Source organism: Thiospirillum jenense (assembly GCF_014145225.1).
Classification (GTDB): Bacteria; Pseudomonadota; Gammaproteobacteria; order Chromatiales; family Chromatiaceae; genus Thiospirillum; species Thiospirillum jenense.
The window spans coordinates 1-25,967 of sequence record NZ_JABVCQ010000032.1 but is presented as its reverse complement, the minus strand read 5'-3'; the positions used below and the strand labels follow the sequence as shown (position 1 = coordinate 25,967).

Here is a 25,967-nt window from a genome sequence, read left to right as displayed (position 1 = left end):
ATCATCATGTTCACAGTTGCACTCACTGGCGGCATTGGCAGCGGTAAAACAACGGTCGCTGAAGAATTTGCGCAGCGCGGAATTGCAGTGATTGATGCGGATGTCATTTCGCACCAATTGACGGCAATTGACGGTGCGGCATTTCCGATGATTAAAGCGGCATTTGGTGCGCAGATTTTTAATTCAAATGGCGAATTAAATCGCGCCACTCTGCGCCAGCAGATTTTTAATGACGAGCGAGCGCGGTCTCAATTAGAGAGCATTTTACACCCGCTGATTTTTGCCGAGATGCAAATGCAATTAACGCGGGTGCGCAGCGCCTATGCAATGCTGGTGATTCCGTTATTATTTGAAACCTATCAACAGGCAATCGCCGATCATATTTTAGTGGTGGATATTCCCGAAGCGCTGCAAATTGAACGAGTGCAATTACGCAGTGGTTTATCATTAAATATGATTCAGCAAATCATGGCGCGGCAAGTGAGTCGTGAAACCCGTTTGGCGGGCGCAATGACGGTAATTGATAATAGCGGTGAACTGGCGGCATTGGCGGAGCAAATCACGCGCTTACATGCCTATTATTGCGGGTTGGCCGGTAAAGAAAAGCGCACCGCGAACGCTTTCTTTTGCAAAAAAAGAATACATAATTAATAGGGTTGGTTTGAATGAGTTGTTTTTAATCTTTGCATTGCGTGATATAAAACAGCATTGATATACGACTGATAGTCTTCGCCTTCACGTTCCGCTTGCGCTTTGAAAAAAGCAATGATTTCATCATCTAATAATAATGAAACCGGGTGTTTACCGATTTGAGTACAGACTGCTGTTTGCCAAACTTCACGGCCAACCACTTTGCCGTTGACACGAAATGTTGCGCAATCAAAATCAGTTTGCGTTAAAGCCGGGGCATCATCGTCAGTTTCATTAGATAGCATTGGCATTTCGATAGTAGAGATTGGTTTCATCACGGGTTGCCTTTCGCATGGAAATAATTTAGATTGCCGTTTAGTTTCATCCCAAATGAATTTCATTGCAAATGACAATTTAGGTGGCGGTCTTAAACCAACAGTATACTGTCTATTTTCAATAGAACTTAACAGCCCAGTGGCAGCGGGGATTGAATCAACTCCCCTACCCGCCAATTAACTGGTTATAATACGCTCGGTACTGCTCCATAATCACCGCCCGCGTGAATTCGCGTTCAATCCGCCTTGCCCCGTTATTAACCAACCCCGCCCGCAGCGCCGCATCTTTTAATACCAACTCAATTGCGCGGGCAAATAACTTGGCATCATTACCCGCCACCGTCCAGCCATCTTCGCCATGCCGCACCAATTCCCGCGCCCCGCGAAATGGCGTCGTGACCAGCGGCCGCTGCCACGCCCACGCCTCCAAAATCACGTTGCCCAGCGTTTCGGCATCGAGCGACGGAAACACAATTAAATCAGCAAGTTGCAACCACGCGCTCGGGTCGGCTTGCCAACCGCACCACCGCACCTGCGCCGCAATGCCCGCCTGCTCTGCTTGCCGTGTCAGGTCAGCGCGCAGCGGCCCATCGCCCACCAGTATCAAGTACCACCGCCGCCCGTCAATTTCGGCCGGCAATTGCGCCGCGGCCGCGAGCAGATCACGATGCCCTTTGACTGGCACAAAACGCCCGAGTGTGACCAGCGCCCACGCCTCGGCTGGAATGTGCCACGCGGCGCGTAACTGGTTGATTTCATTGGCAGAACGCCAGCGCGGTGGGTCAACAAAATTGTAAATGTGCTGCACCCGCGCCGCCGGCAACCCGTTGGCAATTAACCAATCGCACAACCCGCGAGTGTTGCCGATCCAGGCGTCGGCGTGGCGGTACGGCTTGAGTTGGTAGTAGCCGCCGAGGCGGGCGACGTGACGCGGGCGGTGCGCGGGCGGGAGTTGGTCAAGGTGGGTCAAGCGCGTCGCCCGTCCCATGTAAGTTTGTACGATTTCCGGCCGCGTTTGCGCAATCAAGCGGCTAACGGCGCGGCGTGACCACGGATCCCAGACGCTTAAAAATGGCAATTGGTGCGGCGTTAATCCGGCGTAGTCGAGCGTCGCCAGCGCACTGCCGCGCCGAATGCCGAGCGTGACCGGGGCGGAGTGTGCCGCCAGCGCGACGTTGAAGCGTTGAAACCAGCGCTCCGCTCCGCCCAACGTGCGGCTACCAATTAATTGCAGCGTGTGCGGCCAATGGGTCATGGTTGAAGTATTTAATAAGAATTGCGCGGTTGGGTTGTGAGTTATTAATTAAGTTGAGTTAAAACAATGCGATTAAATGATGCCCGGCGGTTGCGATTAAATAGCTAATAACTACCACGCTTTGGGTTGAAAATCGGCCGGCGTATCCAATTCAAATATCCCGTCGTGAATCCGCGCAACGTATAAACCTTCATTCAAAATCCGCTCGCGTAAAGTGGGGAGTAAATCCACCGCCGCCAAAATACCGAATAATCGTTTATCGCGGTGTTCGGGAAAGAACGCTCGGAATCTATCTAATATATTTTTTAATTGCGTAATGGCTTCTTCGCGCAAATGACTCTTGACTTCGACAATATACGCGGTATTCACCTCACCATTCGCATACGCCAAAACGTCTATTTCAAGATGCTGCCCGGCTTTACTCGCCCGCACACTCGGGCTAATGATTTCCATTTGAAACTGTTGCCGCAAAATTCTTGCCATTGATGGCAGCGCCAATCCTTCGGTGAAGCTACCAAATTTTTCACCCAACCTACCAATTTGTTTGCCCAATTCTTTTAATTGACGAGCAGTTTCTTTTTGCTCGCGCTCAGTGTCTTGAAAGCGCCGCTCAGTTTCTTGTTGAGCGCGCAAAAGTTGTTTGATCTGCACATCATTTTCCCGAAATAAATTGAGAATATCTTCGTAGGTCGTGGTCATAAATAGAAACTCCAATCGCGTTGTTTAATCAGTTAAACAATCATGCCCAATTACTCAATCAACCCGCCGCGCAGCCGAGTAATTCGCGGTACACGGCCAAATTGCCCGCGACCATTGCCTCAACTGAGAATTCCTCGCGTACCAGTCGAGCGCCTGCTTGACCCAACTGCTGGCGCTGGGCGGGATTGGTCAACAACTGCGCGCAGGCGCACCGCAACGCGGTCACGTCGCCCGGCGGCACGAGTAATCCCGTCACGCCGTCGCGCACCGCTTCGGGAATGCCACCGACGCGGCTGGCGACAATCGGCACGCCCGCCGCGGCCGCTTGCAGTAACGCAATGCCCAACCCTTCCATCAACGCTGGGTGAACTAATAAATCCAAGCACGGCAAGAGGTTAGGTAAATCATCCCGAAACCCGCACAGGTGAATTTGCTGCGCCAACCCAACGGCGGCGATTTGATTGCGCAAGCTGGTTTCCAACGCGCCGCGCCCGAAGCAGAGCAGATGCCAGCGCGGTTGGGCGTGTAACACCTGCGCCAGCGCGGCGATGGCGACCTGATGCCCTTTGCGCGGGATCAACTGCGCGACGATGCCGATTAATTGCGCATCAGGCGGCAGATTTAATTGGCACAACACGGCGGCGCGGTCACACGGTTGGGCGTATTCGCTCGCGGCGACGGCGCTGCGCACCAATCGCAGCCGCTCGGGCGGGACGTGGGCGCGCAGCACTTCGGCAATGCCGGCGGAAATGGCGATCACGCGGTCGTGCAGGCGGTATTTGGGGGCGGCTAACCAGTACCACTCGGGGTTGTCCACGCGGCGGGTGTGAATGACGGGTAAATTCAACAGGTTGGCGGCAATACCGCCCATCACGTCCACGCCAATCCGGCTGTGTAAATGCACCAGTTCGGGTTGACTGTGGCGTATTTGACGCAGCAGACGCGGGATCATGCCGACATCCAGATCGCCGTGCAACGGAAGTGGGCAGACGGTGGCGCAGGACGCGGCGCGGTTGACTAGGGCGCAGTCGGGGCGGCAAATGAGCGTATTGTCAATGCCGAGCGCGGTTAAGCCATTTAATAGATATAAAACCTGTAATGCGCCGCCGTATAATTGGCTGCCGCCTTCGATGTGGAGAATGTGCATGGATAATAATTAACAGTGAATGACGGCGCCGAAGAAATCCCCGGTACCCCTTTTGCAGAGGAAATAAAGCAATCCTTTTGCAAAGGGGAATAAAGAACCTTTAGTTTTAATCCACCAGCCGCATGGATAAATCAATGGCTTCGACGCTCTTGGTTAAATCACCAATTGAAATATCATCTACGCCCGTTGCGGCAATGAGTGGTAAATTCTCCAACGTAATCCCGCCCGACGCTTCTAATCGCGCCCGCCCGGCAGTGAATTGCACCGCAGCGCGCAATAACTCAAGCTCAAAATTGTCTAATAAAATGCGTTCCGCGCCAGCCGCGACTGCCTGTTCTAATTCGGCCAAATTCTCAACTTCAATCTCGATTTCAATGCCAACCCCGGCGGTTGATTGGCGCGCCTGTTTCACCGCATCGGCAATTGAACCGGCGGCCAAAATGTGGTTTTCTTTAATTAAAATCGCGTCATACAATCCAATGCGGTGATTATGACAACCGCCGCACACCACCGCGTATTTTTGCTGCAACCGCAATCCGGGTAGCGTTTTGCGCGTGTCAAGAATCCGCGTCGGCAACCCGTTGAGTGCGTCGGCATAACGGCGCGCTCTGGTCGCCGTTCCAGACAACGTTTGCAGATAATTCAACGCAGTACGCTCGCCAGTCAGCAGCGGGCGCAGATACCCGTCCAATTGGCACAGAATTTGACCGGGCGTGATGCGGTCGCCATCCTGCGCCAGCCAGGTGACGTGCAAATCGGGACTGAGATAGTGATACACCGCCTCGAACCATGCGCAGCCGCACAGCACCGCCGCCTCTCGGGCAATCACCTGCGCCCGCGCTCGCTGACTGGCGGGTAGGAACGCGGCGGTCAAATCGCCCCCGCCCACGTCCTCCAGTACCGCCAACTGCGCCTGTTGGGCGATGAGTTCAGCCGTCGGCATCGCTGCCGCCAGTGGTGAGTGATGCGGGCAAGTAAAACGCCGCGTTGCAGCGGCCGTGGGATCAGTGTTCATGGAAAAATCAAATGCCTCATCAAGCGGTTAATTTATGATTAGTCTAGCCGACGGCGGGGGGCGGGCGTTGACTAGGTGATCTGCCGCATTCACCGCCGTCGCGTAAAGTGATAAAACAGACACTTGACCGGCTTGACTGGTGACGCGCCGTTGCCATTTAGCCACCATTTTACAGGTAACAACACACTGCTATGTCAGATACCGCTGCATCTTCGCAAGAATTCCACGCCGACGTTGCCGTCCTCGGGGCGGGGCCGGGTGGCTACACCGCCGCCTTCCGCGCCGCTGATTTGGGCAAAAAAGTAGTGCTGATCGAGCGCCATCCCGACCTGGGCGGCGTGTGCCTCAACGTCGGCTGCATTCCCTCCAAAGCGCTGCTCCACGCCGCCGCGATCATTGAGGAAGCCAAAGCGATCAGCCAGATGGGCGTGACCTTTGCCCCGCCGACGGTTGATCTTGACCAAATGCGCGCCGGTAAAGAGCGCGTGGTGAAAAAACTCACCGGCGGACTGCGGGCGTTGGCCAAACAGCGGCAGGTGCGCATCGTGCAGGGCATGGCCGAGTTTGGCTCGCCGCATCATTTCACCGTCACCCCGCCCGACGGCGGCGCGCCAATCACGGTGCGGTTTGACCACGCCATCATCGCCTGCGGCTCGCGGCCGGTGCAGATTCCCAGTTTTCCAACTGACCCGCGCATCATCACCTCCACCGGCGCGCTGGCGCTGGCGGATGTGCCAGAGCAACTGTTGATCGTCGGCGGCGGCATCATTGGATTGGAAATGGCGACGGTGTACAGCGCGCTGGGCAGTCACGTTGACATCGTGGAACTGCAACCGCAATTGATCCCCGGCTGCGACGCCGATTTGGTGCAGGTACTCGACAAGATGTTGCGCAAACGTTGCCGGCAGATTTGGCTGGAGACCAAAGTTGAGAGCATGGCGGCGACTGAGGCGGGAATTGAGGTCAACTTTGGCGGTAAATCGCCCGGCACCGGCTGTTATGACCGCGTACTGGTCGCCGTCGGCCGCCGCCCGAATGGTGATTTAATCAACGCCGCCGCGGCTGGTTTAACCGTTGACGCTCGCGGCTTTATCGCCGTTGACGCCCACCAGCGGACGCAAGTGCCGCACATTTTCGCCGTCGGAGACGTGGTCGGCAATCCAATGCTGGCGCACAAAGCCACGCACGAGGCGAAGGTGGCGGCTGAGGTCATCGCCGGTCACAAAGCGGTGTTTGATCCGCTGACCATCCCGGCGGTCGCCTACACCGATCCGGAAATTGCGTGGATGGGCTTGACCGAAACCGACGCCAAAGCGCGGGGGATTGCGTATGAAAAGGGCGTGTTTCCGTGGGCGGCGAGCGGGCGGTCGCTGGGATTGCACCGCGACGAGGGCATGACCAAGTTGCTGTTTGATCCGGTCACTAAACGCCTGCTCGGCGCGGGATTGGTGGGACCAAATGCCGGTGAGTTAATTGGCGAAACAGTGTTAGCATTAGAGATGGGAGCGGACGTGGAAGACTTGAGTTTAACCATTCACCCGCACCCGACCTTGAATGAAACGATTGGATTGGCCGCAGAAATGGCCGACGGGTCTATTACCGATCTATTGCCACCCAAGCGGCGGTCTTAAATCGCGTTTTAATTGCTGTTCAATCCACGCATGTATTCAAACTTGGAGGATTTATGCAACGTCGCACGACATTTTTAGCACTCGCGTTGATTTGTGCTGGCGCCTTCACACTGCCCACTGCTGATGCCGCACCAATTAACATTCATCGCGCCCAAATGGCATTACAAGAATTAGGCTATCGTCCCGGGCCGGCGGATGGTGTGTATGGCAGCAATACGCGCCGCGCCATTAAACAATTCCAGCGCGATCATGGGTTGGCTGTCACTGGTTATTTTAATGAAGCGACGGTATCGCGCTTGCGTCAAATAAGCCGCCGCCGGTAAAGAATTCGTTTTATTGAAAACCCCGTCAATATCATGGCGGGGTTTAGATCACTAGGTAACAAATATGCAATATAAAACTATCCGTTTTGCGGGATTATTCGCTGGATTAAGTTTGATGATAACGGGCTGCGCATCGAATGCCCCACCCGGGTCAACCACCGCCACCGGTGCGGTATTAGGCGCCGCCACCGGTGCAGCAATTGGTTCATTGAGCGGCGATGCCGGCAAGGGCGCGTTAATTGGTGCCGGCGTCGGCACAGCAGGCGGTTATATGATTGAATCGCAACAGGGGCAAAGCTCAACTTATTATGCACCCAGCCCACGGCCGGGGCGCTGCGCACCGGGTTTTTTTGCAAATCGGTATGGGCGTTGTGTGCGTTGAACATCGCATAACTATTGAATGAAACCACTTTAATTTTTGATGAGATGGTCATACCATTGTGACATCATGTAGCAGCATTTCTTAATGGGGGAACGGATGAACGAATTAGAACGCGCACTTGCTGGATACAACGCAAACGTCTTGTCACCACTGGCTGAAAATAGCGAAAGACAAAGCGCCGTCTCCCATCAAGATCAATTGACTGATATTAAAGATGCTGGTGGAGATACCGCATCCGCTGATGAATTCACGCATCAATCAGTTACCACCGCTGCAATTGATGCGGATGACCCGTCGGTTATTACTGAATCTGTGCGTGACAGTCATAAAGACCAGTTGATTGTTGATGATGATGAAGATGATGAAATGGTTGATCTCGAATACGCAACAATGGAATCAGACGACGATGATAGTGCTGTTAAAAAACCATTAAGTGTCGCACTCATTGCTGCGAATATTAATGCAATTAATCAAGGCGACGACGATGATGAATTAGATCGTTACGATTCAGACGAATCAGAGACAAATAAAATAAAACAACCCGCCGCCGTTGCTGACGATAACGACACGGATGATGTAATAGTCGCAGCGGCGACAATTGAGAATAACGATAAACCAAGTGATGAAATTGGTAATAATGACGCGGTGGATCAATCTGACAATAATGATGAATTGGATTATGACAGATTGGACGAGTTAGAGTTGGATAAAACAGAAAAAAACAGCACCGTTGCCAACGATAACGATACGAATGACGTAATGGTGGCAGCGGCGGCAATTGAGAATAACGATAAACCAAGTGATGAAATTGGTAATGATGACGCAGTGGATCAACCTGACAACGATGATGAATTGGATTATGACAGATTGGACGAGTTAGAGTTGGATAAAACAGAAAAAAACAGCACCGTTGCCAATGATAACGATGCGAATGATGTAATGATGGCAGCGGCGGCAATTGAGAATAACGATAAACCAAGTGATGAAATTGGTAATGATGACGCAGTGGATCAACCTGACAACGATGATGAATTGGATAATCACTTGCCGAATACCAATACATCAGATGCCGCCACAACAGATGATTCCGTAGAAAAAACCAGCATTGTTGCCAATGAATCCAATATGGATGATACGACTGTGTCAATAGCGTCGCTTGATAAAACTAACGAACAAGATGTCACTGATTTAACACAAAATGAAACATCGGTAGATGACCAATCAACAAAGGATACGGCTGACGATACGATGATGTCATGTCCGCAAATCCCAGACGATCATGCAATAGATGATGACGATGATAACGGTAGTCTTATAATGAAGTCGCTGAATAATTTTAATGATACGGAATTGTATCTTAATCGAGAATTAACCTGGTTAGCATTTAATCAGCGAGTCTTGCACGAGGCGGATGATGCGCGGACACCCTTGTTAGAACGGGTAAAATTTCTAGCCATTGTCAGCAATAACCTCGATGAATTCTTTATGAAACGCATCGGCGGTTTGAAACAACAAATTGCAGCTGGGGTACATACGCCAACAGTAGATGGGCGCACACCCAATCAACAATTGGCGGAGTGCCGCGCATTGATTGCGGCGATTCAGGAAGATCAAGAACGCATTTTTGCAGAATTGATGAGCGCATTAGAGCAGCACGACATTCGTTTAACTGCTGTTAATCAATTGCCATCCGATGCACAGGAACGATTACGCGATCATTTCCGCACAAATATCTTTCCCATGTTGACACCGTTGGCAATGGATCCAGCGCATCCATTCCCGTTTATTTCTAATTTAGCACTCAATTTATTAGTGACATTGCGCTATCCCGGCGGCAGTGAAACCTATATGGCACGAGTGAAGGTGCCCATTAGTAAAGACGTGTCTAAACGCTTGATCCCAGTGAATGGCTCTAATACGTTTGTCACCTTAGATGATTTAGTGGTGAATAATCTTGACATGCTGTTTCCCGGTATGGAGATTGAACGTTGTGCATTATTCCGCGTGACGCGCAATGCCATTGTCGAACCCGATGCAGAAGCGGCTAATGATTTATTAGAAATGATCGAAACTGAATTGCGCGAGCGCCATTTCGCGCCAATTGTCAGGCTCGAAGTACAGGCGGGGATGGATCCGGTACATCGCGGAATGCTGGCAGCCGAATTGGGTTTGAATGAAGAAGATGTTTATGAAGTTGCTGGGTTAATTGCCAAGCGTGATTTGTTTGAATTGGCTTCATTAGATATTCCTGAATTGCGTGACCGTCCGCATCGCCCGTGCGATCATCCATTATTAGCCAATGATCGGCGCAATATCTTCCATGTTATTCGTGAAAATGGCCCCTTGTTATTGCAGCATCCCTATGAATCATTTGCAACAACGGTGGAGCGTTTCTTATCCACCGCGGCGCGTGATCCAAAGGTATTAGCTATTAAAATGACGCTGTACCGCACTTCAGCGGGGCCAATTCTTGATGCACTGATTGAAGCAGCGCGGAATGGTAAACAGGTCGCGGTATTAGTTGAATTAAAAGCGCGCTTTGATGAAGCGGCGAATATCGGCTGGGCGCGGCGCTTGGAATCAGAAGGGATTCATGTCACCTATGGTGTATTAGGATTAAAAACGCACAGCAAGTTAATTTTTGTGGTGCGCCGTGATTATTCGCAATTACGCCGTTATTATCACATTGGCACCGGGAATTATCACGCAGTCACGGCAAAACAATACACCGATTTTGGATTGCTGGGTTGTGATGAAGACATCGGTCAAGATTTAACCGAATTGTTTAATTACTTGACGGGTTATTCACCACCGCCAAGTTATCGCAAGATTTTGGCCGCACCCTATACACTCAAGCGCGGTATTTTGCATAAAATCCAGCGCGAAATTGATTTGCATCAGCAGCAAGGCGGCGGCTTGATTCAAATGAAAATGAATGCGCTGGAAGACCCCGATATTATTCGCGCCCTGTATAAAGCCAGCCGCGCTGGAGTGAAAATTGATTTAATTGTGCGTGATACCTGTCGCTTGCGGCCGGGGTTGCCGGGTATTTCGGAAACTATTCGCGTAGTCAGTATTGTCGGGCGGTTTTTAGAACATGGACGTATTCTATATTTCCGCAATGGCGGCAATGAGGAGTATTACATTGGGTCAGCAGATATGATGCGGCGCAATTTAGAAAGTCGCGTTGAAGTATTGGCCCCAGTGGAACGGACTGAATTACGCCAAGAATTGCGGTTAATTCTTGATGTGCAATTCGCTGATTATCGTTCCGCATGGGACTTGCAATCCGATGGGACATATATTCAGCGCTGTTCCGATGATCCAAATGCAAAGGGTGCACAAGAAACGTTAATTGGTGTGGCAGAAAAACGTTTGGCAGCGGCAGCCAAGCATAAAGAAAAAACCTTACGGTCACGGTTGTTAAGTCATTTTGAACATCGGCTATCACAACAGTAATTAGTGACGCCAGTATTGGTATAGTCATGTATTCGGCGGATAGCCAGATTTATCCGCCGAACCATTGAGTGTTAAAGGCGGATGTAGATGAATATCATTATGAATTTAGATGATCCAGGTGAATTGGATTGGGGGACGCCGCTCTTAATTCAATTAACGCCAGAAGCAGTTGCACGGGTTTTAATGGATACGGCCAATGCGGTGCATACCGGCCGCGAAACCTGTATTGATGATGATTCCATTATTAGTCAAATGCAGGCGCAAGATGATAGTGGAGTAAATACGGTACGATTAGTTGAACAAGAATTCGCCGATGAGCAGGAACCAGAAGTTATTTGGCATGATTGGGCTGTAGAAGTGCGTTTAGGTCAGGTGTTAATTACGGGACATTGGCATGTGCGTAGCGGTGCGACACCGTTTGAATGGGATTGGTTAGCGCGGCAAGCTGAAATGGCATTTGAACGGGCGTGTTTATTAGTTGGACGACGGGCGCGGCGCGGGGTTTGGGTGGAAGAACCTGAACCGCGTGAAGTGCCGCCACCACGCGCAAGTCGGCATTGATATTGAATGAAAAAACTGAATACAGCAATTAACAATTATAGCCACTGTGGTATAATTAAGATGCAGGTTTTGCATGTTGGTTGTCATTAGAAAATCTCGTTTAATGATTGTTTATATTAATTAAGGTAATGTTTCAATAAACACAATTGTAGTTAATAAAAACCGTGAGTTTTCATACACGGAACCGCTACTCCCAGTATCTTGGTGAATATGGAATTCGTATTGTTATTTGAAGATATTGGTTGGACACTACTCATCATCATCGAAACAACGGCGGCAGCTTTTACTGTTGGTCACATTGTTTTAAGTCAACGCGATGTATCATCCGCTGTCGGTTGGACGGGGTTAGTATTATTAACGCCCGGTTTGGGAGTTGTGTTGTATTGGATTTTCGGGGTTAATCGTATTCGGCGGAAGGCACATCGGTTGCGTTCAGAAACACTATTAAACCATGACAGCAGTGGGCTCCGTACTAAACAACGGGCGATAAGAATACTAAGTAAAAACTTTCCCGATTTAATTGGAATGGGACGTTTAGGTGATACACTAACCCACAGCAATTTGCAAGCGGGCAATCAAATACAGCCATTAGCCAATGGCGACGATGCCTATCCAGTCATGCTTGCAGCCATTACCGCTGCGCAATACAGCGTTGCATTATCAACCTATATTTTTGATTATGATTCTATTGGGCAGCAATTCGTCACAGCATTAGCACAAGCCCAGCAGCGCGGTGTTCAAGTGCGGGTGTTAATTGATGGTGTTGGTCAGCGCTATAGTCGGCCCTACACCCCGCATCAATTACGGCAAAGTCTTTTGCCTATTGGAGTTTTTTTAGAATCTCCATTGCCAGTACGCAATCCGTATCTTAATTTGCGAAATCATCGCAAAATATTAGTCATTGATGGACGCACGGGGTTCACTGGTGGATTGAATATTCGCGCCAATTGCGTATTAGCAGATCAACCATTACATCCCGTGAGTGATTTACATTTCAAACTCACAGGACCAGTGGTGCGGGGATTATTAAACGCATTCGCAATGGATTGGCATTTCACTACCGGTGAACGTTTAAGTGGCAATACCTGGTATCCGCTGTTAATTCCCTGTGGGAATAGCATTGCCCGTTGTATTGCTGATGGACCAGATGAAAATTGCGATCTCATTCGCCGCATGATTCTTGGCGCCCTAGTCCATGCCAAACATCGTGTTCGAATTATTACGCCGTATTTCTTACCCGATCAATCACTGATTTCTGCATTAAATGTCACGGCGTTACGCGGGGTTGAAATACAAATTCTATTACCCGCTCATAACAATTTGCGATTTGTACATTGGGCTGCTCAAGCACAGGCTGAACAAATTTTGCTTGGCGGTTGTCGAATCTATCTTTCTGCGCCCCCATTCGATCATACCAAGTTAATGCTCATGGATATGACCTGGTGTTTTTTCGGGTCAGCTAATTGGGATGCGCGCAGTTTGCGACTGAATTTTGAATTAAATGTTGAATGCTATGATGTCGCTTTAAGCAACACATTGAATCAACTGTTTGAAACTAAATTAGCAACGGCGCGTGAAGTGCGAATTGAGGAATTGCGTACCCGTCCATTACCAATTAAATTGCGGGACGGTGTGGCGCGATTATTTAGCCCTTATTTATGATGATACAACACGGCAGGATCAATCAGCGGGGCGGTAATGACTTCAACCTGATGATTGCGGATTGCATTATAAAAACAACTTACCCGTCCCGTGTGGCAAGCAGGGCCAGTCTGATCAACTAATAACAACAACGCATCGCCATCACAATCAATGCGTATTTCCTTTAAATGCTGCACCTGCCCGGATTCTTCACCTTTACGCCATAACTTATTGCGCGAGCGCGACCAATAACACACCCGCCCCGTCATTAACGTTTCATCCAATGCCGCCATATTCATCCACGCCAACATCAAAACTTCACCCGTATCGTATTGTTGAGCAATTGCGGGAAGTAATCCGTCGGCAGTCAGTTTAAGCGTCGTTTGAATAACAGACCAGGGCTGTGTGCTGCCGCAGACCGCAGCTTCATTTGCTTTAATACCATGCAAATCTGACATATCAACTCTATACCTAATTTAATTGAAAAATCCCTAACTCATCAAACCTGATTGCGTAACGCACTGTTCCAAACGGTGAGCGAGAGCAAAATCCTGTGCGCTAATTGCATTGACTTCGTGCGTTTGTAATGCAACAGATACTCTATTATAAGTATTACACCAATCGGGATGATGATTCAACGCTTCAGCCGCGAGTCCAACCTGTGCAATAAACCCAAAAGCGGCATTAAAATCAGTAAACACAAATGTTTTGCACAGCTTATTTTCAATCACTTGCCACGGCACCATGGCCGTGGCATTCAATTGTGCCAGCGCCGCCGCAATGTCAGGCGCGGTGAGACTGGATTGATTCATGTTAGGCGGCTGCCGCCGTTTTGCATTCTTCCAATTTGCGAATTAACGGATATAAATGTTCCGTTTCGCGTTGAATACGATCTAATACCAAACCGAACATTTGTTCAGTTTCTTGAAGGAATGCACTATAGTCACGAATTTTCAAGCGCCGCTGCGGTTCGGAACACCAATCTTTAAGGTATCTATTAAAAATACGCTTAATTTCATTTGAACCAGATAAAAAGCGATTTGCCGTGTTTTTTACAGATTGATCTGGATAAGAAATCAGCTTACTGCATAATTCACGATCTACCAAGTCATTATGTTCTTTAACCTTGGCGGCATATTCAAAAAAGATATTACAAATGGTTTCGGTATCACACAACTCACGGTTTTGTACTAAATACATAAACACATTAGAGAGTTCTGTGATCTTGTGGTTTTGTGCGTGTAGTTGAGAAAAAGCGATCATTGGAAAGGTCCTCCAACCCTAATTTTGAGTGGTATATCTCAATTGCAATCATGGCAGAAATGATGTCAATCAGGAAATAGCGAGTGACCAGATTTTTTTTATACTTGGCAACATAACTTATGTTGGTGGTGTCAAGATGTCACTAACGTATTCCATTATTTCTCTATTTGGCGACGCAACACGACAAATTCTAGCCCGTCTTTCGTTATTCCAGTGAATTTGGCGCATTATGTTAGCCGCCGCATCATAATAGCGGATAATCCAAAGCATTGCCAAGTGGCGCTGCCAATCTAGTGGCTATCACAGCAAAAGATTATTATTTTTTATCGGGTTTGATAGCGCTGTCTGCAACTGGTTTCGTATCATTTGGTTATTATAATCGGATAAAATAAAAGAATTAGGCGCAGCATTTCGACGTAGAAAACAAGTTTGCTTTATGACAAAGTGTCAATATTAGTAAAATAGCAACTATCTATAAAATGCTGCGCAAATCATTAGGCGTCCGCCACGTTACTCACACTGCGTCCTGCGCGCTTGCGTTCGTGTTCTTTAAGAAATCGCTTACGAATACGAATAGCAGTTGGTGTAATTTCTACTAACTCATCATCTTCAATAAATTCTAGCGCCTGCTCTAATGAAAAACGAATAGGGGGCGTTAATAAAATATTCTCATCAGACCCCGCTGCCCGAATATTTGTTAACTGTTTGGCTTTAAGCGGATTTACGACCAGATCATTATCGCGGGAATGAATACCAACCACCTGTCCTTCATAGACTTCTTGCCCCGGGGCGACCAGCATCCGCCCGCGCTCTTGTAGATTAAACAGGGCGTATCCTAATACTTTACCCTGACCATTAGAAATCATTGCACCATTACGGCGCGGTGCGATGCCACCCGGATTAGCCACGCCGTAATGATCGAAAACATGATATTTTAATCCTGTACCAGAAGTTAAAGTCATAAATTCCGTTTGAAATCCAATTAACCCGCGTGACGGAATTTCATAATCCAATCGCACACGTCCACGCCCATCCGGCACCATGTCTTTTAATTCACCACGCCGCTCACCTAAGGCTTGCATGATCGCGCCTTGATACGCTTCATCCACATCAACAGTTAATTGTTCATAAGGTTCGCAAATCGCGCCATTAATTTCACGAAAAATCACTTCAGGACGTGAAACCGCCAGCTCATATCCTTCTCGACGCATCGTTTCTAATAAAATGGATAAGTGCAATTCACCCCGCCCAGATACACGGAAACGATCCGCATCATTGCCTTCTTCAACGCGCAATGCGACATTATGAATCAATTCACGTTCTAAACGTTCTTTTAGTTGTCGGGAAGTTAGATATTTACCATCACGTCCCGCAAAGGGTGATGTATTGACTTGAAACGTCATGGTTACAGTCGGTTCATCAACGGTCAAGGGCGGTAATGGTTCAACCTGATCTGGATGGCAGAGGGTATCTGATACATTCGGTGTTTCAATACCAGTTAAAGCGACAATATCGCCAGCAGACGCTTCAGGAACTTCACTTCGCACTAATCCTAAATAACCATAAACTAATCCAACTTTGGCGCGTTGCCTGCTGCCATCGTGTTTTACAACAACGATTGGTTGATTCGGTTTTAATGTGCCACGTTGAATACGTCCAATTGCAATTGCACCAACAAAAGAGCTGTAATCCAAGGTGGAAATTTGCATTTGAAAAGGGCCATCAGGATCCACCGCCGGCGCCGGACAATGCGTAATAATCGCCTCGAACAACGGTGTCATGTCACCATCTTTTATTTGGTCACTCAAACCAGCATATCCATTGATTGCTGAAGCATAGACAATAGGGAAATCCAATTGCTCATCCGTTGCACCTAAGCGATCAAATAACTCAAATACTTGATCTACCACCCAACTTGGACGGGCGCCAGAACGATCTATTTTATTAATAACAACAATAGGTCGCAAACCGTGCTGAAATGCTTTGGTAGTGACAAAACGTGTTTGCGGCATTGGTCCTTCTTGGGCATCAACCAATAATAAAACTGAATCAACCATTGATAATACACGTTCCACTTCTCCACCAAAATCAGCATGTCCGGGTGTATCAACAATGTTGATACGATAACCATTCCAGCGCAGTGCAGTATTTTTAGATAAAATGGTAATACCACGTTCTTTTTCAAGAACATTGGAATCCATGACCCGTTCTATTGGGCCAAAACGATCACCCAACGTACCAGATTGTTGAAGAAGTTTATCCACTAACGTTGTTTTACCATGATCAACATGAGCGATAATAGCGATGTTGCGTAATTGTTCAATCACAAAAGCACCTATTGTGCAAAAAAAAAACAGACGGCAGTGTTTGCCGTCATAGCGATGGAAGCGTGTAGTATAATTGGATTGCAGATATTTTACCTTGACATTTAGCGAGGTGACTGTAAAACTATTGGTTTCTGAGTTGTTTGTCAATCTAAACCATTGAGGAAAGCACAATGAAGTCAAAACTGTTTTTATCATTAAACGCGGTAGCAACGGCAACCATTTTAACGGTCACGTTTGGTCACTCTGCCGCCGTTGCGAATACAGTTTGTAAAGAATTGCAAAAAGAACAGTGTGAAACGACCGTTGGTTGTTCTTATGTAGATGGGTATGTGCGTAAAGACGGTATTCAAGTTAAAGCGCATTGCCGCAATAAACCTGGATATAAAAAGGCAATGGAAGAGAAACAAGCTGAACCTGCTCCACCCGCAGTAAAACCTGATGCTATTCCGCCTAAAAAATAATTCGTAAAAAAATTAATAGCCATTTTTAATTAAAACAGCTTGTCGTAATTAGATGAGCTGTTTTGTTTTTTGTGGTTGTTTAACATTTACGGAGTTGACCGTGTTTTGGTATTTTTTTTCACAGTTGTTTTAATCGTCTCATTAAGTGGCGCGCCCTGATAAACCCAACGTAATATTTCATGCTGTACTGCATGACCTTGCCAAGCGCCAAGCGCCTGTTTTTGACTATCTGCATTCACCATGACCACGACAACCCACCGCTGATTATTACGGTCAAGGACAAATCCTGCAATACAACTCGCATCGCGTACTGTACCAGTTTTGAGATGCGCCCGTTCCGCAATTGGCTCTTGGCGAAGTCGTTTTCGCACCGTTCCATCAATTCCTGCAATTGCCATTGAGCTTAATAACTCTGGCATCCAAGGTTGGCGATACGCCCAGGTTAATAATTCACCAAAATCGCCTGCGGCTATGCGTGTGTGACGTGATAAACCTGAACCATTGTCAATTATAAAACCATGCCAATTAAATCGATGCGCTGTTAGCCAAGCTGCCATAGCATCACGCGATTTTTTTAATGTACCTGGCGAGCCAAAACGTTTATTACCTAAAGTTAAAAATAACATGCGCGCCATCAAATTATTGCTGTATTTATTGATGTCACGAATGATAACCGCTAAAGGTTGGGATTGACTATTGTGCAAAAGTTTCGCTGAACGTGGTGTCATACCGAGCCGAATCTGCCCCGTGATTTGACCACCAAGATCATGCCATAGCGCATCAAATGCGGCGGCGGCATGTTGTTCGGGCGATAACATAAGGCTATAAATAACTTCCTCGCCACATTCACTGGCAAATTGACCTGTCAGCCGCACAGTTGGTGCACTGGTTGGCGTTGCTTCAATAAAACTGACGAATGGATGATGATAGCGATTTTGGCACGGCGCATTAATCAGTTGTGCTTGATTATCAATGACTACTCCAGATAGCGGCGGATCAGTATAAATACCAACTTTACCATTGCCACGATCATTAAAAACATGAATATCTGTGACTTGGCGGTTAATACTTAACGCGGCGGGTAAAGCGTTGTAAGCACTTTGACCAGCGCCATCAAAATCCGCTCGCGCTTGTTCAGGTGGGTCGAGATAGCTATTATCAAGTAAAATATTTCCACGAATGATACTAATGCCTTTATTGCGAATACCACGAATTAAATCAGCAAATTCTCCATTAGATAAATAGGGGTTGCCAAACCCTTTAATGTAAAGGTTCCCAATGAGTTGTTCGCCTTGTTGATTACCGTCGGTATAGACTTGTGTAGTCCAACGATAATTCGTGCCAAGCACATCCAATCCCACAATCGTCGTGACTAATTTAATTGTTGATGCTGGAATGCGCGGTTGTTCAGGATTAAAAAACACTAATGGTGTGTCCGCATCTACTCGACGCACATAAATGCTCACTTGGGCGGGTTTTAATCCCCAATCAGGCAATTTCGTTGCAATACGTGGAGGTAGATCAGTCAGCGTTGTTGCAAATAGCGGTGGCGCTAATAAACTCAGCAACACTATTAAAAAATTAGCACATAAACGCTGTCCAAAAACGATGGTCACTCTGAATACCTATCGTGGCTTTTTTGCTGACAATTTGTCTATTGGGGTGAGTTTAATCAATCCGTGTTTAATGTGTCAGTTAACACCGGATCATTCGTGATTAGCGCCGATTCATTTGTTGTGCTAGGTGCAGTGCTTGCATCCGACAATTCATTCTTCATAATTGATGGCGCTGGGTCTGGTTCTAGTACCATAATGACCCCCGCCAATGGCGGTAGGGCTAATGGAATGGAGTTTAAACGTCCCATCCAATTCACGGGTTCTGAATGAACACCGCCGCGATTACCGACATTACTGCCGCCATAAATATCGGCATCTGAATTAATTGCTTCACGATAAAACCCAGCTTGTGGAACACCGATGCGGTAATTCTCACGCGGGACGGGGGTAAAATTAAACGCGGCAGCAACCAATTGAGTACCGTCTTTTGATTTGCGTAAATAACTCAGCACCGATTGTGAGGTGTCATGGCAATCAATCCATTCAAAGCCACCGCTTTCAAAATCCACTTCGTATAATGCGGGTAAGGTTTGATAAAGGCGGTTGAGATCAGCAACGACGCGTTTAATACCCTGATGTTGCGAGCGCTCTAATAAATACCACTCGGCTTGTGTATCGAAATTCCATTCGCCGCCTTGCGCAAATTCACAGCCTTGAAATAATAATTTTTTTCCTGGATAGCTAAACATAAACGTGTAAAGCAAACGTAATGAAGCAAATTTTTGCCATGAATCACCGGGCATTTTGTCTAGCATTGAGCGCTTGCCATGCACGACTTCATCATGTGAAAACGGTAATACGAAGTTTTCACTGAACGCATACAGCAATCCAAAAGTTAATAAATCATGGTGATAATGGCGGTAGATGGGATCCTTTTCCATATAAGCGAGGGTGTCGTGCATCCAACCCATATTCCATTTCATGCTAAATCCCAATCCACCGAGATACGTTGGGCGTGATACCTGCGGCCATGAAGTGGATTCCTCGGCAATCATTAAGGTGCCCGGGTGCTGCTCATGGGTGACGGTGTTTAGTTGACGCAAGAATTCAACGGCATCGAGGTTTTCATTACCGCCGTATTTATTAGGTATCCATTCGCCTTCTTTGCGTGAATAATCCAAATATAACATTGAAGCGACGGCATCCACCCGCAAACCATCAATGTGAAATTCATTTAACCAATAAAGTGCGCTAGATAATAAAAAGTTTTTTACTTCGTGGCGACCATAATTAAAAATGAGCGTTCCCCAATCACGATGTTCACCTTGACGCGGGTCGGCATGTTCAAATAATGCAGTGCCATCATAACGCGCTAAAGCAGTTGCATCACGCGGGAAATGCGCAGGCACCCAATCAAGCAATACACCTATGTCGTGTATATGCAAATAATCCACGAAATAACGGAAGTCATCTGGTGTACCAAAACGGGCGGTAGGCGCGAAATAACCGGTGGCTTGATAACCCCATGAAGCATCTAATGGATGTTCAGTGATGGGTAATAACTCAACATGCGTGAATCCCAATTCTTGGCAATAGTCAACGAGGCGTTCTGCTAACTCATGGTAAGTTAAAAAACTGCCATCTTCATTGCGTTGCCAGGAGCCGAGGTGTATTTCATAAACGGATAGCGGTTGTTGTTGCCAATTTGAATGCACCCGCCGTTTTAGCCATTCATCATCTTGCCATTGATAATCGCTCGGTGCTAATAAAATAGAGGCAGTTTCTGGGCGTTGTTGGAAGGCATTGGCATAGGGATCAATTTTGACAAATATATTACCGGCTTGGTCACGGACTTCAAATTTATACAGACTGCCCGGTAATAAGTCGGGGATAAATAATTCCCATACGCCCGAGCCGCCGCGTATTCGCATAGGATGAACGCGGCCGTCCCACGCATTAAAATCGCCAACAACGCTAATACGCGAGGCACTGGGTGCCCAGACTGCGAAATGAAACCCAGTAATACCATCTATTGTACATTGGTGGGCGCCGAGGAAACGATAGGCGTGCCAATGGCGACCTTCTCCAAATAAATGTAAATCAAAATCGTCTAACTGAGGTGGGAATAGATAAGGGTCATGTTGAGTATGGACTTGCCCTTGTTTATCATACCAATCAATTAAATAATAGCCATCAACTAATGTTTCATCACCTTCCCAAACAAATAGATCGGTGCCGTCAATACGATTAAGGATAACCACCCCGCCATTTAAACGTACTCGCTCTGCGCGTGGTAAAAAAACGCGCACCACAGCACGCCCGTTGCCGAGACGGTGCCGACCTAATACTTCAAATGGTTCGTGATGACGTGCTTCAATAAGACGGAGCAGTGGTTCGGGGAGTTGACTTGGCGTTGCGTGAGCAGTAGGCATGGCGAAATGAATACCTGTAACGTCGAGTGAATATTAAATAAGTTTGGAATGATGTGTTGGGTAATTACACCAAATTTATTGTTAAAAAACAATAAGGTTAGTTTAAACCGCTTTCGTTTTTTATGGATAACATTGCTTGCCAATGGCTGAAGTAGCGGGGGGAGCAACCCAACACTGGCGTGATAATGGTAACATAGCCGTTTGTTGTCGGAGGCGCGGTGACGCATCAAGCGGTGTGCTGCTAACTGTAATGCGGGTGCCGATCTATTGTCGAACGCCCGTTTTCTTATTCAAAATTGCAATCATACAGTTGAGTCTATTATGCCAGAATCTAATCCACGTTTTGTTTCGCGTTTAACACGCAACACCCTTGCTTTAATTCTTGCAGGCGGACGGGGGGCGCGCTTACGGCAATTAACTCAATGGCGTTCTAAACCCGCTGTGCCATTCGGTGGTAAATTTCGGATTGTTGATTTTCCTTTGTCTAATTGTATTAACTCTGGGATTCGACGGATTGGTGTGTTGACGCAGTATAAAGCACATTCCCTGATTTTGCATATTCAAAAAGGCTGGGGTTTTTTACGCGGTGAATTCGGTGAATTTGTTGAATTATGGCCGGCGCAACAGCGGGTTGCTGAAACCGCCTGGTATGCTGGCACTGCGGATGCGGTGTTTCAAAATCTTGACATTATTCGTAATCACAATCCCGAATATATTTTAATACTTGCCGGCGATCATATCTATAAAATGGATTATGGTGCGATGATTGCCCAGCATGTCGAAACCGGCGCTGATATGACTGTGGGTTGTATTGAAATTGATTTATTAAGGGCGCGAGAATTAGGCGTGATGACTGTTGATGCGCAGCACCGGGTGATGGCATTTCAAGAGAAACCCGCGCAACCGCAGAGCTTACCCAATCGCCCTGATGTTGCACTTGCCTCAATGGGTATTTATGTTTTCAATCGGGATTTTTTATTTGAGCAACTGATTAAAGATGCCGATTCATCACACTCCAGCCACGATTTTGGTAAAGATATTATTCCCGAAATTATCAATCGCTACCGCGTGATGGCTTATCCGTTTCGTGATGTGCGCAGTGGCAATCAAGCCTATTGGCGGGATGTCGGAACAGTGGATGCGTTTTGGGAGGCTAATTTAGAGTTAATTGGTGTCACACCACCGCTCAATCTATATGATGATAATTGGCCAATTTGGACGTATCAAGAGCAATTACCGCCGGCTAAATTTGTATTTGATGATGATACGCGGCGCGGCATGGCAGTGGATTCAATGGTATCAGGCGGATGCGTCATTTCTGGCGCTATTGTGCGTCATTCATTATTATTCTCCAATGTGCGGGTTAATTCTTACGCCAAAGTAACCGATTCGGTCATTTTGCCAAATGTGTCTATTGGGCGTAATTGTGATATTCACCGCGCCGTCATTGATCGCTGGTGTCAAATTCCACCCAATACAGTCATTGGACGCGATCCTGATGCTGATAAAGCGGCTGGGTTTTATATGAGCGAAACTGGCATCACATTAATCACACCGGACATGCTTGGTCAAAGCGTTAATCGTCTGCGTTAATCCCCATCATTGTTGCAATCTATTATCCAAACACCACAGTTTATTCATGATTAGGTCATCAATGACACAGCAATATCCTGATTTTCGCAGTGAACGCCGAGCAGGCGTTTTATTGCACATTACCTCATTACCCGGCACCGGCAATACTGGTGATCTTGGTAGTGAAGCATTTCATTTTATTAACTTTCTTGCCGATTGCGGTATGACTTGGTGGCAAATGCTGCCAATTGGACCACCGCAAGGCGGTTTATCACCCTATCAAACCAGCTCGGCACATGCGGGCAATCCGCAACTCATTAGTTTAGAAACGCTGGTTAATTCAGGTTGGCTTAATCAAGATGCGTTAATTGATTCTTTAGATCACACTGCCAAAAAAGCGTTATTGCAACAGGCGTATCGTGGGTTTAATATCAAAGCCACCATCGCTGAACGCACCGAATTCAATATCTTTTGTGCCAATCATGCGTATTGGCTAGAGGATTATGTGTTATTTCGCGCCATTAGTGAACAGCGTCAAAAGAGCTGGTGGCAATGGCCAAAAGGCTTGCGCACCCGTGAAAAACGCGCATTAACTCAAGCGCGAGATAAATTACTTGACGCATTAAATTATATTCGCTGGGAGCAATTTATTTTCTTTCAACAATGGACGGCATTGCATCATCATGCGGCAACCGTTGGGGTACGTTTATTCGGCGATATGCCAATTTTTGTGGCGTATGACAGCGCCGAAGTGTGGGCACGGCCACAGGATTTTGATTTAAATCCTGACGGCAGTTTGCGTGTTGTAGCTGGTGTTCCCCCCGATTATTTTTCTGCCACCGGGCAACGCTGGGGCAATCCGTTATATCACTGGGAACAATTAGAAAAAAGCCAGTTTCGCTTTTGGATTGACCGTATTCGTACCCAGTTAAAGTTATTTGACTTAATTCGCATTGACCATTTTCGTGGCTTTGAAGCCTATTGGGAAATCCCCGCCACTGAAGAATACGCCATTCAAGGAGAATGGGTTAAAGCGGGTGGTGATGCGTTATTTGCCGCCCTGCATCGTGAGTTTGGTGATTTGCCGTTAATTGCCGAAGATTTGGGCGTCATTACCGCTGAAGTGGATGAATTGCGCCGCAAATATCAATTACCCGGCATGAAAGTTTTGCAATTTGCATTTGATGGCAGCAATGATAATATTCACTTGCCGAGTTATCATACGCAAGATTCGGTGGTGTACACCGGTACGCATGATAATGACACGACCTGCGGTTGGTATGAAAGTTTAACTCCGGAATCGCGTCATTATGTGTATGAATATCTCGGCAATCCGAATGAAGCCATGCCCTGGGTTTTCATTCGCACTGCATTCGCCTCCGTCGCCAATTTAGCCATTATCCCGCTGCAAGATTTATTAGGCTTAGACGGTCAACACCGCATGAATTTACCCGGCACCAGTGATGGCAATTGGCAATGGCGGTTTAGTTGGTCACAGGTTGACGCTGAATTACCCGCCCGCCTGCGTTATTTAATTAAACTCTATGGCCGCGCTGCGCAGGATCATACAGCATGACGCCCCCAGATGATTCACCAGAGTTAATAGCACCATCGCGTCGTCATACCCAATCTTATCGACGCGGTATTGAAAAAATCGCGCCCTTATCAATTCAATTTACACCCACCACCGCCCCGCTGCGCAAACCCGCGTGGATTCGTGCGCCGTTGCCAGCGGGGGCGCAGGTGGCGCATATCAAAACACTATTACGCACAGCGGGCTTGGCGACGGTCTGCGAAGAAGCCGCCTGCCCCAATTTGGGCGAGTGTTTTGGGCATGGCACGGCGGCATTTATGATTTTGGGTGAGCTTTGCACCCGCCGGTGTCCTTTTTGCGACGTGGCGCACGGGCAACCACTGCTGCCGGATCCGGCTGAACCCGAGCGGTTAGCCGCCGCAATCGTTGCGTTAAAACTACGCTATGTCGTGATGACATCAGTCACCCGCGATGACCTGCGCGATGGCGGAGCGGCGCATTTTGTTAGTTGTATCAAAGCGTTACGCATCACAGCGCCTGAGGTGCGCATTGAAATTTTGGTACCAGATTTTCGCGGGCGTGAAACTGTTGCGCTCACAACACTGGCGTCGTCATTACCCGACGTATTCAATCACAATGTGGAAACCGTCGCTCGCTGTTATCCATTGGCACGTCCGGGTGCGGATTACCATAACTCCTTGAATTTATTGCAAGAATTCAAGCGCCGTCATCCGAACATCCCCACCAAATCCGGCTTGATGGTCGGGCTGGGCGAAACCCGCGAGGAACTCATCGCCACAGTGACAGATTTGCGACAACACGGCTGTGAGATGCTCACCATCGGTCAATATCTTGCCCCCAGCCGCGCACATCTGCCCGTCCAACGGTACTGGACACCCGACGAATTTGCGGAATTGGCCACAATTGCGCGTGAGTTGGGTTTTAGCCACGTCGCCAGCGGCGCGTTGGTGCGCTCGTCTTATCACGCCGAACAGCAGGCGCGGTATCTCACGCATTCTGAATGAGTCAATAAATGAATCAATCATTCAAATTTGAGATGATGTGGCTTGTACAATTAATAGAATAGTTTGGGCATCAGTCACCAAATGACAAATAAAAGGTGCCTAAAATCCTGTTGTTTAATTCAGCCATCCGTCACGACTTTTTAACAATTACCCACAAAAAGGTTTCGCCACCTTTATTGATGTGCGCCACGAATTCGGCGGTCAATCCTATTGAAGCAAGTTCCGCTAATAATTTATCTGGGGTGGTGTGATGATAAGGGAGCATCACGCCTAAAAAAGACAGGTTGCCAGAAAATTCTGCGTACCCGGTGTAATCTTGCGTGGCATAAGCGAATAAAAATTGACCGCCCGGTTTCAGGGCGCGCTGTACTTTAATAAATACGCTGGATTGATTAGCGAGCGTTAAATGAAAAAGGCTGTAAATTGCTGTGATTGCATCATAGCGTGATTCTGCCATTTCATATTCAACCATATCTGCTTGATGAAATACGCCATCAGGATTAGATTGCCGTGCCAATTCAAGCATATTTGCCGAAATATCAATTCCCGTTACCTCCCAACCATAATGAAGAAAATGCTGACACACGGGAACGCCACTGCCACATCCCAAGTCCAATAATTTCCCTTCTAGCAAATTAAGGTTAATACGGAAATACTCCAAAATATCTTTCATTTTGAATAAACCACGATTACTATGGTATTCAAAGGCTAATTTATCA

General features: G+C 47.5%; 23 protein-coding genes. 11 read left to right on the top strand and 12 right to left on the bottom strand.

Going from position 1 to position 25,967, the window contains the following annotated elements; translation table 11 throughout:
* The first annotated feature begins 6 nt into the window (after positions 1-6).
* Positions 7-651 carry a dephospho-CoA kinase gene (gene coaE, locus HUK38_RS12370; protein WP_182584639.1) on the top strand — a complete coding sequence of 215 codons (645 nt, stop codon included), beginning with the start codon at positions 7-9 and terminating at the stop codon, positions 649-651.
* On the opposite strand, the gene HUK38_RS12365 is transcribed toward coaE, so the two are convergent.
* The 5 genes from HUK38_RS12365 to nadC all read right to left on the bottom strand — a co-directional run bounded on the left by HUK38_RS12365 (position 648) and on the right by nadC (position 5,009).
* On the bottom strand, positions 648-965 hold the full coding sequence (locus HUK38_RS12365) for a BrnA antitoxin family protein (RefSeq protein WP_182584638.1): 318 nt from the start codon (positions 963-965) through the stop codon (positions 648-650). The two genes, coaE and HUK38_RS12365, sit on opposite strands and share 4 nt — an antisense overlap.
* A 166-nt stretch (positions 966-1,131) precedes the next feature.
* On the bottom strand, positions 1,132-2,220 hold the full coding sequence (locus HUK38_RS12360; protein WP_182584637.1) for a glycosyltransferase: 1,089 nt from the start codon (positions 2,218-2,220) through the stop codon (positions 1,132-1,134).
* 111 nt (positions 2,221-2,331) lie between these two features.
* A complete protein-coding gene (locus HUK38_RS12355; protein WP_182584636.1) occupies positions 2,332-2,919 on the bottom strand; it encodes a V-type ATP synthase subunit I in 588 nt (195 codons plus the stop codon).
* 58 nt (positions 2,920-2,977) lie between these two features.
* Positions 2,978-4,066, bottom strand: a complete 1,089-nt coding sequence (locus HUK38_RS12350) for a glycosyltransferase family 4 protein (protein WP_182584635.1) — start codon at positions 4,064-4,066, stop codon at positions 2,978-2,980.
* A gap of 106 nt (positions 4,067-4,172) precedes the next feature.
* Complete coding sequence (gene nadC, locus HUK38_RS12345) at positions 4,173-5,009, bottom strand: carboxylating nicotinate-nucleotide diphosphorylase (RefSeq protein ID WP_182584648.1); 837 nt, start codon at positions 5,007-5,009, stop codon at positions 4,173-4,175.
* Positions 5,010-5,272: 263 nt separating this feature from the next.
* Here nadC and lpdA point away from each other — a divergent pair, with 263 nt between their 5' ends.
* The 6 genes from lpdA to cls all read left to right on the top strand — a co-directional run bounded on the left by lpdA (position 5,273) and on the right by cls (position 13,099).
* Positions 5,273-6,712, top strand: a complete 1,440-nt coding sequence (gene lpdA, locus HUK38_RS12340; RefSeq protein WP_182584634.1) for a dihydrolipoyl dehydrogenase — start codon at positions 5,273-5,275, stop codon at positions 6,710-6,712.
* Positions 6,713-6,765: 53 nt separating this feature from the next.
* On the top strand, positions 6,766-7,035 hold the full coding sequence (locus HUK38_RS12335; RefSeq protein ID WP_182584633.1) for a peptidoglycan-binding domain-containing protein: 270 nt from the start codon (positions 6,766-6,768) through the stop codon (positions 7,033-7,035).
* 64 nt (positions 7,036-7,099) lie between these two features.
* On the top strand, positions 7,100-7,417 hold the full coding sequence (locus tag HUK38_RS12330) for a glycine zipper domain-containing protein (protein WP_182584632.1): 318 nt from the start codon (positions 7,100-7,102) through the stop codon (positions 7,415-7,417).
* 1,317 nt (positions 7,418-8,734) lie between these two features.
* Positions 8,735-10,876 (top strand): polyphosphate kinase 1, encoded by a 2,142-nt coding sequence (gene ppk1 / locus HUK38_RS12325; RefSeq protein WP_238787642.1) that lies wholly within the window; start codon positions 8,735-8,737, stop codon positions 10,874-10,876.
* Positions 10,877-10,963: 87 nt separating this feature from the next.
* Positions 10,964-11,437 carry a hypothetical protein gene (locus tag HUK38_RS12320; protein WP_238787640.1) on the top strand — a complete coding sequence of 158 codons (474 nt, stop codon included), beginning with the start codon at positions 10,964-10,966 and terminating at the stop codon, positions 11,435-11,437.
* A gap of 210 nt (positions 11,438-11,647) precedes the next feature.
* A complete protein-coding gene (gene cls, locus HUK38_RS12315; RefSeq protein WP_182584645.1) occupies positions 11,648-13,099 on the top strand; it encodes a cardiolipin synthase in 1,452 nt (483 codons plus the stop codon).
* On the opposite strand, the gene hisI is transcribed toward cls, so the two are convergent.
* The 4 genes from hisI to typA form a co-directional block, all read right to left on the bottom strand.
* Positions 13,090-13,536, bottom strand: a complete 447-nt coding sequence (hisI, locus tag HUK38_RS12310; RefSeq protein ID WP_182584631.1) for a phosphoribosyl-AMP cyclohydrolase — start codon at positions 13,534-13,536, stop codon at positions 13,090-13,092. The two genes, cls and hisI, sit on opposite strands and share 10 nt — an antisense overlap.
* 33 nt (positions 13,537-13,569) lie before the next feature.
* Entirely contained in the window at positions 13,570-13,890 is a 321-nt protein-coding gene (locus tag HUK38_RS12305; RefSeq protein ID WP_182584630.1) for a 4a-hydroxytetrahydrobiopterin dehydratase, read from the bottom strand.
* 1 nt (position 13,891) lies between these two features.
* Positions 13,892-14,341, bottom strand: a complete 450-nt coding sequence (locus HUK38_RS12300) for a hypothetical protein (protein WP_182584629.1) — start codon at positions 14,339-14,341, stop codon at positions 13,892-13,894.
* Between the two features lie 494 nt (positions 14,342-14,835).
* A complete protein-coding gene (typA, locus tag HUK38_RS12295; protein WP_182584628.1) occupies positions 14,836-16,668 on the bottom strand; it encodes a translational GTPase TypA in 1,833 nt (610 codons plus the stop codon).
* 170 nt (positions 16,669-16,838) lie between these two features.
* Here typA and HUK38_RS12290 point away from each other — a divergent pair, with 170 nt between their 5' ends.
* On the top strand, positions 16,839-17,129 hold the full coding sequence (locus HUK38_RS12290) for a hypothetical protein (RefSeq protein ID WP_182584627.1): 291 nt from the start codon (positions 16,839-16,841) through the stop codon (positions 17,127-17,129).
* An 86-nt stretch (positions 17,130-17,215) separates the two neighbouring features.
* On the opposite strand, the gene dacB is transcribed toward HUK38_RS12290, so the two are convergent.
* Both dacB and glgB read right to left on the bottom strand, forming a co-directional pair.
* The gene (dacB, locus tag HUK38_RS12285) at positions 17,216-18,745 is read right to left on the bottom strand and encodes a D-alanyl-D-alanine carboxypeptidase/D-alanyl-D-alanine endopeptidase (protein ID WP_182584626.1); all 1,530 of its coding nucleotides are present in this window, start codon (positions 18,743-18,745) and stop codon (positions 17,216-17,218) included.
* Between the two features lie 56 nt (positions 18,746-18,801).
* A complete protein-coding gene (gene glgB / locus HUK38_RS12280; protein ID WP_182584625.1) occupies positions 18,802-21,117 on the bottom strand; it encodes a 1,4-alpha-glucan branching protein GlgB in 2,316 nt (771 codons plus the stop codon).
* A 321-nt stretch (positions 21,118-21,438) separates the two neighbouring features.
* On the opposite strand from glgB, the gene glgC reads away from it, so the two are divergent.
* From glgC to lipA, 3 genes are all read left to right on the top strand, one after another.
* Positions 21,439-22,710, top strand: a complete 1,272-nt coding sequence (gene glgC / locus HUK38_RS12275; protein WP_182584624.1) for a glucose-1-phosphate adenylyltransferase — start codon at positions 21,439-21,441, stop codon at positions 22,708-22,710.
* Between the two features lie 61 nt (positions 22,711-22,771).
* On the top strand, positions 22,772-24,265 hold the full coding sequence (gene malQ, locus HUK38_RS12270; protein ID WP_182584623.1) for a 4-alpha-glucanotransferase: 1,494 nt from the start codon (positions 22,772-22,774) through the stop codon (positions 24,263-24,265).
* Entirely contained in the window at positions 24,262-25,248 is a 987-nt protein-coding gene (gene lipA / locus HUK38_RS12265; protein WP_182584622.1) for a lipoyl synthase, read from the top strand. Before malQ ends, lipA begins: the two co-directional genes overlap by 4 nt.
* A gap of 130 nt (positions 25,249-25,378) precedes the next feature.
* Here the strand turns inward: lipA and HUK38_RS12260 are convergent.
* A partial coding sequence (locus HUK38_RS12260; protein ID WP_238787639.1) for a class I SAM-dependent methyltransferase occupies positions 25,379-25,967 on the bottom strand: 589 nt, incomplete at its 5' end.

Bases quoted from the DNA above. Each gene is read 5' to 3' on its own strand.
- glgB (WP_182584625.1), bottom strand. From the start codon at position 21,117: ATGCCTACTGCTCACGCAACGCCAAGTCAACTCCCCGAACCACTGCTC.
- nadC (WP_182584648.1), bottom strand. From the start codon at position 5,009: ATGCCGACGGCTGAACTCATCGCCCAACAGGCGCAGTTGGCGGTACTG.
- coaE (WP_182584639.1), top strand. From the start codon at position 7: ATGTTCACAGTTGCACTCACTGGCGGCATTGGCAGCGGTAAAACAACG.
- HUK38_RS12360 (WP_182584637.1), bottom strand. From the start codon at position 2,220: ATGACCCATTGGCCGCACACGCTGCAATTAATTGGTAGCCGCACGTTG.
- hisI (WP_182584631.1), bottom strand. From the start codon at position 13,536: ATGTCAGATTTGCATGGTATTAAAGCAAATGAAGCTGCGGTCTGCGGC.
- HUK38_RS12290 (WP_182584627.1), top strand. From the start codon at position 16,839: ATGAAGTCAAAACTGTTTTTATCATTAAACGCGGTAGCAACGGCAACC.
- HUK38_RS12350 (WP_182584635.1), bottom strand. From the start codon at position 4,066: ATGCACATTCTCCACATCGAAGGCGGCAGCCAATTATACGGCGGCGCA.
- lpdA (WP_182584634.1), top strand. From the start codon at position 5,273: ATGTCAGATACCGCTGCATCTTCGCAAGAATTCCACGCCGACGTTGCC.
- lipA (WP_182584622.1), top strand. From the start codon at position 24,262: ATGACGCCCCCAGATGATTCACCAGAGTTAATAGCACCATCGCGTCGT.
- HUK38_RS12365 (WP_182584638.1), bottom strand. From the start codon at position 965: ATGAAACCAATCTCTACTATCGAAATGCCAATGCTATCTAATGAAACT.
- ppk1 (WP_238787642.1), top strand. From the start codon at position 8,735: ATGAAGTCGCTGAATAATTTTAATGATACGGAATTGTATCTTAATCGA.
- HUK38_RS12305 (WP_182584630.1), bottom strand. From the start codon at position 13,890: ATGAATCAATCCAGTCTCACCGCGCCTGACATTGCGGCGGCGCTGGCA.
- HUK38_RS12300 (WP_182584629.1), bottom strand. From the start codon at position 14,341: ATGATCGCTTTTTCTCAACTACACGCACAAAACCACAAGATCACAGAA.
- HUK38_RS12330 (WP_182584632.1), top strand. From the start codon at position 7,100: ATGCAATATAAAACTATCCGTTTTGCGGGATTATTCGCTGGATTAAGT.
- HUK38_RS12335 (WP_182584633.1), top strand. From the start codon at position 6,766: ATGCAACGTCGCACGACATTTTTAGCACTCGCGTTGATTTGTGCTGGC.
- HUK38_RS12320 (WP_238787640.1), top strand. From the start codon at position 10,964: ATGAATATCATTATGAATTTAGATGATCCAGGTGAATTGGATTGGGGG.
- malQ (WP_182584623.1), top strand. From the start codon at position 22,772: ATGACACAGCAATATCCTGATTTTCGCAGTGAACGCCGAGCAGGCGTT.
- cls (WP_182584645.1), top strand. From the start codon at position 11,648: ATGGAATTCGTATTGTTATTTGAAGATATTGGTTGGACACTACTCATC.
- glgC (WP_182584624.1), top strand. From the start codon at position 21,439: ATGCCAGAATCTAATCCACGTTTTGTTTCGCGTTTAACACGCAACACC.
- HUK38_RS12355 (WP_182584636.1), bottom strand. From the start codon at position 2,919: ATGACCACGACCTACGAAGATATTCTCAATTTATTTCGGGAAAATGAT.